The sequence below is a fragment of the Candidatus Hodarchaeum mangrovi genome, assembly GCF_975850365.1.
Window position 1 is genome coordinate 1 of the sequence record NZ_CDLCQJ010000131.1, and the last position, 9,454, is coordinate 9,454.

Consider the following 9,454-nt stretch of genomic DNA (forward strand, 5'->3'; position numbering starts at 1 on the left):
AAAATGTATTACAAACAAGACAGTTTTGTCTTACAGCAAACCCCTCAGTGATAACGAATAAAACATTATCGTTTTGATATTAACATTTTTTTATTTTTCTTCATTCTACATTATGGTTGGAGATTAATTATTATGCACATTCCAGACGGTTGGATTGATCCAGCGTTTCTGATTATTACATGGATTTTTACATTACTTGGATTATTCATTAGTATTAGAAAAATGAAGCATGTAGATGAAAGGAGAATTACCTATATGGCTGTTCTTGCTGGTACTATTTTCGCAGCTCAAATGCTGAATTTTCCTGTCTTTGGTGGTACTTCTGGTCATTTATTGGGTGCAGCTTTAGCTACATCAATTGTAGGTCCATGGGGAGGAATGTTGGTGATTTCTGTTGTATTAATAATCCAAGCTTTTCTTTTCGGTGATGGTGGAATTCTTGCGTTGGGTGCCAATATTTTTAATATGGGGATAATTGGTGTTTTTTGTGCATATTTCATTATTCGTCTCATGATGGTGAATACAGACCCAAAGAAAAGCTCACGGATGAAAATTAAATATTATGGTGGAGTATTTCTAGCTAGTTTTCTTTCTATTTGTATTGCGTCATTCTTTGCAGCTATTGAAATTGGTATTCCTATATTAAATTCTAGCTCTTTTGTCACCTTTTATGAAGTGTTACCTATTATGCTTTTTTATCATCTCATAATTGGTATTGGAGAAGGTGTAATTACATGTGTGATTGTTGCTTATTTTAATACAATTGAAATGGATGTGTTTCTAGAAGTAAATAATCCATCAATTTCTTTTCCTTTATTGTGGAGGTAATTATATGCATCACATTAACAAAAAATATTTATTAGGAACAATAATTCTGCTGCTAGGGTTAATTTTAATAACTCCATTTGCTGACCCAAATCCTGACGGCCTAGAAAGTGCAGTTTCTAAAGTTAACGATAATCCTGAGGGAAATTCGCTTGATCTTGGGTTATTTTCTGATTATGGCGGTGAAAATTCTTTACTATTTCAAATTTTAAATAACGAATTTCTTTCAATCATAATCTCTGCAATATTTGGGGTAATAATTACAATAGGAATCTTCTTAGTTCCTATTTTTTATATTAAATATACCAGGAAAAGCATTTCTTCATAGGATTCGGTTCTATATTGCCTTATTCGGATCATCATGTTCATTATCCTTCTAAATTAAGAAATTCAAGTCTAAATATTGATGTGAGGAGTAAAATCCTTTCAATTTTTTTAATAATAACAGTAGGTTCATTACTAGTAGATTTTACTCAACTTCAATGGTTTTTTCTTTATATAATTGTTTTTAGTCTCCTCTTACAACCTAGAAAGATCATTCTAAAACAATTTGTCCAAACACTTCCAATAATTCTTTCGTTTACTCTAGTAGTTTTTTTGACATTTAATACCTCGGATACTTTATTTGGGAATTTTCTATATTCTACTCACCATAATAATGTTTCTATGGCATTATTTTTTAGCATACGTAGCTTTCTTATGGTTTTAGTCATATTAATTTTCATAAATTCTGAAGAAAGTTTTTTCGAGGTAATTTACGGGCTTGATGACCTTAAGATGCCCTCTTTATTAACCAATTTACTTTTTCTTACATTTAGATTCTTTTCCTTGATGCAAGAAGAATTCTCTCGTGTTTTGGAAGCTCGATCTAATCGTTTATATGGTGAAAAGTTACATTTAAGCTTTAAATCCTTTCAGATTATTGGAAATATACTAGGTGCTGCACTTGCTCGTTCATTTAAACGATCTGAGTATATATCAGCAACTTTAGCCGCAAGAGGGTTTAATGGAAAGATATCCCATCCTGAACAACCATACACGATCTTTGGTGGACTATTTTTTTTATTTACAGTTATTTATTGTTTATTTATATTGATGTTTGGGCAAACGTCGATTCATACTTTATTTGGAGGAATTCTATGATTACTAATAATGGTTCTGATAAAAATCACCGAAATTTTAATACAAAAAATGTTTTAGAGATTGATAATCTATCATTTCAATATACGAAGTCTATAAAAGTTCTTGAAGATATTTCTATTAGCTTTAGAGAAAAGGAGCTAACTCTAATAGCAGGACCTAATGGTTCTGGGAAAACTACTTTGATTAAACACTTTAATGGGCTTTTAACTCCCACAGAAGGTATCGTAAGAGTTTTTGGGCATCAAGTCTCAAGTAAGAATCGACGGGAAATCCAAAAGCAAATAGGGGTCGTGTTTCAAAACCCAGATGAACAAATATTTTTCCCCAAGGTATATGATGATGTTGCATTTGGTCCACGAAATATGCACTTCTCTTCTGAAGAAGTGGATCTGCGCGTAAAAGCAGCACTTCAAGATGTTCAGATTGAAAATTTAGCAGAGAGAATCACATTTAATCTCTCCTTCGGTGAAAAGAAACGTTTAGCGCTAGCTGGTATTCTTGCTATGAAACCAAAGATTATTGTTCTCGATGAACCAACAATTGGGATTGATCCTTGGTCAAAACCACGTTTAATTGATCTAATTATACACTTAAAACAGAATCATACTGTGATTGTAATTAGTCATGATTTTGATATGATGAAGAAGGCTGATCGAATTCTTTTACTGAAGAAAGGGAAAATTTTTGGAGATTTTAATTTGTACGAAGAGTTTTACAACCAAGAATTTAATTAAGGAGTGAAATTATTTGGCATCAAAAGGAAATCGAGAAACTATTACTTTTAGTTGTGAGCCTGAATTAAAAAGTCTAATCTCAAATAAGGTGACTGATTTAGGGTATCAAAATCAATCTCAAATGATCAGAGACGCCTTGCAAGCTTTTTTTAAGTCTGAAAGAGCTCTAGAACATATTCCTAATGATTCTCGTGTCGTTACACTTGTCTCAGTTGTCTATAATCATGATGATTCAATAGTTGTTAAAGAATTCATCTCTGCTCAACATGAATCGCATATTACATTTTCTAATCATTTCCATTTGGAGGGAAAGGAGTGTTTAGAAAATTTAATGGTTGATGATACCGCTCAAAATATCAAACAATTCATTAAGAAATTAAGATCTATAGCAGGTTTGAAAAATATCTCGATAAGTGTAATCTCAAGAACAGAAGATTCCTCCTCCTCCTAATATATTAGTTATTTCACAATTCTACGTCCTGATTTTTCCAATTCAACCATAAGAGGAGTAGATATTTTCATGGGATTATTTTGAATGTTAATTCTTCTTAGATTAACTAGATTTTTAATGAAGTTTGGGAGCTCAGTTAGTTGATTATTACTTAAATCTAATTGTTTTAGATTACTAAGATTACCCACACTTTCTGGAATTTCTGAGAGGTGATTCCAACTTAAGCCTAGGTAAGTTAAGGACTTAAGAGAATCAAAAATATCTGGGATTGATTCAAGTTGATTATTATTAGCCCCAAGTTTTACTAACTGTTTTAAATCTCCAATTGACGATGGTAACGTTTCTAATTGATTAGAATGAACCCATAACCTCTTCAATCGCTTAAGTCGTCCAATACTATCAGGTAAAAATGTCAATCTATTGTTACTTATATTTAGTTCAATTTGCAGTCTTTCTAAATTTCCAATGCTTTCAGGTATCTCTTTTAAGTCATTCTTATGAAGATATAACGATTTTAAATTATTCAGTTCCCCTATTTGGTGTGGTATGGTAACTAGGTGATTCTCCTGTAGGTTTAAATAAATGAGTCTTTTCATAAATCCGATCGATTCAGGGAGAGAAATTAACTTGTTGCATCTCAGATTAAGAGTATTTAGCCTAACTAAATCATTAAACGAATTTGGCAGTGATGAGAGGTTATTAAAATTAAGATAAAGACGTTCCAAATGTTTAAATTGAAATAGTTCTTCAGGAATTTCTTTTAAACGTGATGAACGTAAACCTAAAGCGACTATATGAGTATTTTTAATTTCAACTCCAAATGTTATAGCACTAATTCTTGGGAGAGTAGGTAAAGTTCGTTGGATCTCTCTTTCAAGTGTCTTTAAATGAATTTGTTCATCAGATGAGAGGATTCTTGTATCCATTTGAGAAAAGTTTTCTTACTGAATCATTTAAAGACTAATGCTCGAGGCAATTCTTTTAAAAATTTTAGGATATCTGAAAATAATAAATAAAGCTTGACTTAAGCCTCTAGAGCTAGATTGACTACAGCTTTCGCATGGATAGCTGTTGTATTAAACAGAGGTAAACTTTCTATATTTTGAATGAGTAAAGGAAGTTCAGTACAGCCAAGTACTATCCCATCTGCTCCTCGTGATCTCAAATTAGCTATTATATTGAGTATTTTTTCTCGTGAGGAGTCCTTTACTTCCCCAAATACAAGTTCTGAAAAGATAATTTGCTGAATAACTTCTCTCTCGGTTCGATTGGGAATAATAGCTTGAATTTTAAATTTATTTAATCGATTTCGATAAAAATCCTTCTCCATGGTAAAAATTGTGCCTAGAAGCCCAATGGTGGAACATCCAGCCTTTTTAATTTCCTTTCCTGTTGCATCAGCAATATGTACTAAGGGAATAGAAATATCTCGCTCTATCTCTTCAGCAATTATATGAATTGTATTAGAACAGATTAATAATAGCTCTGCACCAGCTTTTACTAATTTTGATGCGATATTTAAGATATAAGTGGTTATTGCATTCCAATTCTCCTCCAATTGAAGTGAATGAATTGTTTGAAAATCTACAGAATATAATATACAGCTAGCAGAATGGTAACCTCCCAACTCCATATTAACATATTTATTAATTAAATGGTAATATTCTTGTGTAGATTCCCAGCTGATTCCACCAATTAACCCAATTAATTTCATTTTAGCAACTCAACATTCATAAATCATGATCTGATCTACGAAGAATTATTCAATTCAATAGGTAGAAATCGTTTATAATGAATGTGTTTGATTTGATATACACTTCTCTATTTCTTTTCCTATTGCTAAGCTTTGCTCTATATTTATTTACATCCTATCTAATAAAATATATTTTTTCTAAATATCCGAGAAATCCATATCCTGATCAGCCTGATTGGGGAAGGATTGAGGATATAAAAGTTCCAGGACGGAATAGCAAGTATCTTGATGGATGGATAGTTTATCCGGAACACATCGCCCAAGAACTAGGTAAAGTTTCCATGGGGGATCCCAAAATAGCAAAATATAAAACGATTCTATTTATTCATGGTTGGGGTAGAGATAAAGGGCGAATGGTTTCACGAGCAAGAAGATTCGCCCAAAAAGAGTTCATTTCAATCTTTTTTTCTGCTCAAGATCATGGTAAATCTTCCAAAGTACAACGGGGTATGAATATTATTCGTTATAAAGAAGATATTGAGGATATTATAGCATGGTGGAAAAATCCCTTGATCTTAGTTGGACATTCTCTAGGGGGAGGTGCAGCTTTACTCGTTGCACAATCTGATCTAGTAATCGCGATAATTGCAGAAGCTCCTCCCTATGCTTTTCCAGATGATTTCAAATATCTTTATAAATTGGGTTTAAAAGCCCTTACACGATTTTTTCTTCCAGGAATCATCTTAATTCATATGTTACAACGGAAAAAATATCAAAAAACTGATTACAGTCCGTTAGCTGTTGCTGAAACGATAGAAAAGCCTGTACTCCTGATTCATGGTATGAAAGACGAAATTTTTCCTCCAGAAAACACGGTACTTCTAGGAAAGAAAATTAGGAACTCCCAAGTATGGTTACCTGAAGAATCTTCTCATTATAACCTGGAAGATCATCCAGAATATGCTTCAAAGGTGGGAAAATTTCTTGCTTCTCTTCGATAAGTATGAATTTGGGTGAACGCTTTTCATAACTTAATCTTTAATTATATTTATTTTTAACTGGTAAGTCAAAGAGTTTTAAGTTATAGAGTTGATAAATCATGTTTCCTTTTCTCTCGGAAAAGTCCAAGCCAATTAAATATTATATTGATAAAGGAAACTATTCTGATGCCCTTAACCGCTTAATTGAACTGAAAGGAAAGCTAGAACTCGATTCCAAGGAATTATTAAACTTTAAACTTCTTGAAACATACCTTTCAATTCTATCTGGGCAAAAAATTACTGCTCTCCAACTTGCAGAGGAAAGTCTTGAACTAGGAAGAGATTTGCAGTTAGATAAAGGTATTTTTTTTGCTTTGATTTTAAAAGCAGAAGCAGTTCGTCATTCAAGCAGATTTATTGGAGCAGAAGCTCTTCGTCATCCAACAGTTTATTCCGAGATTACTCCTGAAGAAATTCCACATTATTCAAAACTTATTGCAGAAAGTGAAGGCATATTCAATGAAATCCAACCTGATGAAACACTAGAGTACCTTTTAATGGAAGCTTGGTTAAAAAAGGCGCAGGCATTACTTTCTAGGATTAAGAAACAAAGTGATAATTGTTTCTTAAATTTAAACCATTGTTTAAAGATTTTCGAGGAAATAGATAATAGAGAAGGCATCGCGTCGACTTTGCAGAGTATCGCCCTCGCTTTTGGTATAAAAGGTGAAATCCCAAAAGAGATAGAATATCTTCAACAGAGCTTGAAGATTTATCGTGAGCTTGGGATTCATTCAGAAATAGCAAATTTGTTACTTAGAATCGGTGTTTTATTGTTTCACTACATGAGTAAACCGAAAGAAGGATTTAAATTTCTTAATGAAGCCTATGAGCTATCTGAATCATTAAATGACCAATCTGGGGCTGCAGTAACACTTAGCTTTATTGGGAATATGTATACATGGCTAGGTGAGCTAGATCGTGCACTAAAACTATTACAACGCTCATTAATTCTTTCGGAACGTATTGGGAACACTGAAAGCTTAGCTTTTACTCTCAATAACATCGGTTGGAATTATCATATTCGAGGAGAACTAAATTTAGCATTGGAGTCGTTAAATCGTGGTGTATCATTGAGTCGTGAAAAGCAATATCCATGGATACAAGTATGGAATCTCTCCAATATTGGTTTTGTATATCGTGCTAAGAATGAGTTCGATACAGCTTGTGGTTATTATTCACATGGAATTAGTATCAGTGAGGATATTGGAGATTATCTAGCTATGTCTTGGGGATTATATCAAGTAATTAAGCTTACCATTGATACAAATTCTATTGTTAACACAAAAAAACATCTTGAACGACTTAGAACGCTCTCTGAACGATATTCCATAAAATTAATCAGTCAAATGTACCGTAATGGTCTTGGAATGTTGTTAAAACGAAGTCCACGTATTCGGGACAAAGCCAAAGCACAAGAATATTTCGATCAAGTAACTGCAGAAGATATTGAGGCGGTAGAAGTAACTGCAGATGCAATGCTGAATCGATGTGAACTTCTCCTTCTAGAGTTTGATATATCAGATGATGAACAAGTATTCAAGGATGTACGAAAATTAACCAACGAGTTATTAGAATTAGCAGAAGAACAGAATTCTCATATGTTATTGTCTGAAACATATCTCTTAAAAGCAGAATTATCAGTATTACAGGGTGATGTTAAAGCAGCTCGCCATTCTTTTGCACAAGCACAAATGATTGCAGAAGAAAAAGGTTTACATAAATTAGCCTTATCTATATCAAGAGAATATGACGCATTCATTGATAAAATAGGACAATCTTCTTATGTTGATGAGAAATCTGACCAAGAAGCACCTGAATTAGGAAAAGTCACGAACCTGTTAGATAAAATGAGTACGCAAAGTATTATCGCTGTTTCAGATCCTCCAGCTATTGAGGATTCTATAATGTTACTTATCATCACTGAGGGTGGAATAACAATATTTTCACACTTTTTCAAGTCCAAGGGACTTATCAAAGGACCTTTGGTTGGAAGTTTTCTTTCTGCTATTGAGGCATTCAGTAAAGAAGTGTTTTCTAGTTCTATTGAACGATTAACCTTGGGAGATTATAGACTTATCATAAATAATTCCGATAGTCTGACATTTGCTTATGTATATCTTGGAGAATCCTATACTGCTATTAAAAGGTTAAAAAAATTCATTTTAACTCTTCAAATGAATTCAGATCTCTGGAAAGCATTAAAAAATAAAGTAAACACTGGTATGTTGTTAACTAGTGATGAAGAAGCAATTATTTTTAATGTGATTCAAAGTGCTTATCAATAAGGATTATCAATCATCTGCTGGATGTGAAATTCCGTTCCTCAATCTATGAAATCTTCAAGCGTAGAACTTTCTATTCTGAGATCTAAAATATGATCATTAACAAAATTAGTATTATTGGAGTGGAGAATGTGGGACAACTCTTGGACGACTTTGGGTACAAAACGGATATGAAATAAGAAGTAAATTGCGGAATGAAGCTAATTCTGAGTTTTTTAGTTGTGTATACTGAAACTTTAGTGCAAAGAAGGTATATAAAACTATTATCAATACTTTAGATTAATTTGGCTTGTAGAATTGGGTTTAGGAATAATATTGTCTTTAAGTTACTCATGATATAAGATTTTCTATCTCTCAGTCAAAAAAATGTACTATTATTATTTAATCACCTTAGATAATCAAAAAACTGTACCACAATTCTAATATAGGAAAGAATCATGGATTTTATTACAAATTTTTAATTTCTTACATCAGAGCGTTTAAAATAATGAGTAAAGAAAGTTCAAAGGATTTAGAATTAAAAGGATTAATATACCTATTTCCCACCTCAATCAAGGAGGTATATTTCGCTTTAACAGAAAAAAAATTCATGACAGTTAATGAGATCCAAACCCGAACCTGTTATAGCAGAAGGACAGTAAGTGCTGCATTAAAAGAGCTAAGACAGCAACAATTAATAAAAAAAGTTCTAGACCTCGAAGATATGCGAAAACATAAATATACTATTTTAAAAAACTAAATAAACGAATCATTTTTAGAAGGAGAAGATAAGGAAAATAATGGTATTTAATAACAAATTTATTATCCAAGGGTACCTAATAGCTAGTTCTTCATCTTTTAACCGTTGCTGTATAAGAGTGGATTCAGTCACTGGTAAACCTTTTGCTTGAAGGGTACTCATGGAAGTTAAAATACTTATTTCGCTTGCTGCAACAAATCCTAATATTATTTCCATTGCTATTAGCCAAAATGTAATAAATCCAATAAATAAACCTGAACCAGTTGTTATGATTATTCCAAGAACTATTAAAATATGCAAAAAAACCAAATAACCAAGAATTATGTTTTTAGATGCGTATTGATTTTTTTTAGTATAATTTAGAGTTCTTGAATGAGAATTAAACTTTCTCTTAATCATGTTCTGACTTCCAGTAAGGAGGAAATAAAAAATGATCAGTATAGGGGTGATCCTCCAGGCAAAATCAATTAGGGAAGTTAGGAGGTCAAATTGAAAATTAAGGAACAATCGAAATTTTATCCCTAATACTAGACTAAAAAGACTT

General features: G+C 32.3%; 11 protein-coding genes. 8 read left to right on the forward strand and 3 right to left on the reverse strand.

Translation table 11 applies throughout. The annotated features are described in order from the left end of the window. The first annotated feature begins 132 nt into the window (after nt 1–132). From ACWVCY_RS12395 to ACWVCY_RS12415, 5 genes are read left to right on the forward strand one after another with little or no spacing between them, the layout of a single operon-like run. Nucleotides 133–828 (forward strand): energy-coupling factor ABC transporter permease, encoded by a 696-nt coding sequence (locus tag ACWVCY_RS12395; protein ID WP_455143142.1) that lies wholly within the window; start codon nt 133–135, stop codon nt 826–828. Nucleotides 829–832: 4 nt separating this feature from the next. Further along, a complete protein-coding gene (locus ACWVCY_RS12400) occupies nt 833–1,153 on the forward strand; it encodes a PDGLE domain-containing protein (protein WP_455143143.1) in 321 nt (106 codons plus the stop codon). Between the two features lie 14 nt (nt 1,154–1,167). Further along, complete coding sequence (locus tag ACWVCY_RS12405) at nt 1,168–1,968, forward strand: energy-coupling factor transporter transmembrane component T family protein (RefSeq protein ID WP_455143144.1); 801 nt, start codon at nt 1,168–1,170, stop codon at nt 1,966–1,968. Beyond that, nucleotides 1,965–2,702: an energy-coupling factor ABC transporter ATP-binding protein gene (locus tag ACWVCY_RS12410; protein WP_455143145.1), complete on the forward strand. Its 738-nt coding sequence runs from the start codon at nt 1,965–1,967 to the stop codon at nt 2,700–2,702. The genes ACWVCY_RS12405 and ACWVCY_RS12410 overlap by 4 nt, the downstream gene beginning before the upstream one ends. Nucleotides 2,703–2,715: 13 nt before the next feature. Next, entirely contained in the window at nt 2,716–3,153 is a 438-nt protein-coding gene (locus tag ACWVCY_RS12415) for a CopG family ribbon-helix-helix protein (protein ID WP_455143146.1), read from the forward strand. An 8-nt stretch (nt 3,154–3,161) separates the two neighbouring features. Here ACWVCY_RS12415 and ACWVCY_RS12420 read toward each other — a convergent pair whose 3' ends face one another. After that, on the reverse strand, nt 3,162–4,079 hold the full coding sequence (locus ACWVCY_RS12420; protein WP_455143147.1) for a leucine-rich repeat domain-containing protein: 918 nt from the start codon (nt 4,077–4,079) through the stop codon (nt 3,162–3,164). A gap of 98 nt (nt 4,080–4,177) precedes the next feature. Beyond that, entirely contained in the window at nt 4,178–4,867 is a 690-nt protein-coding gene (locus ACWVCY_RS12425; protein ID WP_455143148.1) for an aspartate/glutamate racemase family protein, read from the reverse strand. Between the two features lie 77 nt (nt 4,868–4,944). Between ACWVCY_RS12425 and ACWVCY_RS12430 the strand changes: the two genes are divergently transcribed. The 3 genes from ACWVCY_RS12430 to ACWVCY_RS12440 all read left to right on the forward strand — a co-directional run bounded on the left by ACWVCY_RS12430 (nt 4,945) and on the right by ACWVCY_RS12440 (nt 8,910). Beyond that, a complete protein-coding gene (locus ACWVCY_RS12430; RefSeq protein WP_455143149.1) occupies nt 4,945–5,847 on the forward strand; it encodes an alpha/beta hydrolase in 903 nt (300 codons plus the stop codon). Between the two features lie 98 nt (nt 5,848–5,945). Beyond that, nucleotides 5,946–8,174 (forward strand): tetratricopeptide repeat protein, encoded by a 2,229-nt coding sequence (locus ACWVCY_RS12435; protein WP_455143150.1) that lies wholly within the window; start codon nt 5,946–5,948, stop codon nt 8,172–8,174. Between the two features lie 484 nt (nt 8,175–8,658). Then, on the forward strand, nt 8,659–8,910 hold the full coding sequence (locus ACWVCY_RS12440; RefSeq protein WP_455143151.1) for a hypothetical protein: 252 nt from the start codon (nt 8,659–8,661) through the stop codon (nt 8,908–8,910). Between the two features lie 15 nt (nt 8,911–8,925). Here ACWVCY_RS12440 and ACWVCY_RS12445 read toward each other — a convergent pair. Beyond that, on the reverse strand, nt 8,926–9,454 hold a 529-nt coding region (locus tag ACWVCY_RS12445), incomplete at its 5' end, for a hypothetical protein (RefSeq protein ID WP_455143152.1).

What these genes read in the sequence shown, in the direction of transcription:
- ACWVCY_RS12395 (WP_455143142.1), top strand. Translation starts at nt 133, where the DNA reads ATGCACATTCCAGACGGTTGGATTGATCCAGCGTTTCTGATTATTACA.
- ACWVCY_RS12400 (WP_455143143.1), top strand. Translation starts at nt 833, where the DNA reads ATGCATCACATTAACAAAAAATATTTATTAGGAACAATAATTCTGCTG.
- ACWVCY_RS12410 (WP_455143145.1), top strand. Translation starts at nt 1,965, where the DNA reads ATGATTACTAATAATGGTTCTGATAAAAATCACCGAAATTTTAATACA.
- ACWVCY_RS12420 (WP_455143147.1), bottom strand. Translation starts at nt 4,079, where the DNA reads ATGGATACAAGAATCCTCTCATCTGATGAACAAATTCATTTAAAGACA.
- ACWVCY_RS12425 (WP_455143148.1), bottom strand. Translation starts at nt 4,867, where the DNA reads ATGAAATTAATTGGGTTAATTGGTGGAATCAGCTGGGAATCTACACAA.
- ACWVCY_RS12430 (WP_455143149.1), top strand. Translation starts at nt 4,945, where the DNA reads ATGAATGTGTTTGATTTGATATACACTTCTCTATTTCTTTTCCTATTG.
- ACWVCY_RS12435 (WP_455143150.1), top strand. Translation starts at nt 5,946, where the DNA reads ATGTTTCCTTTTCTCTCGGAAAAGTCCAAGCCAATTAAATATTATATT.
- ACWVCY_RS12440 (WP_455143151.1), top strand. Translation starts at nt 8,659, where the DNA reads ATGAGTAAAGAAAGTTCAAAGGATTTAGAATTAAAAGGATTAATATAC.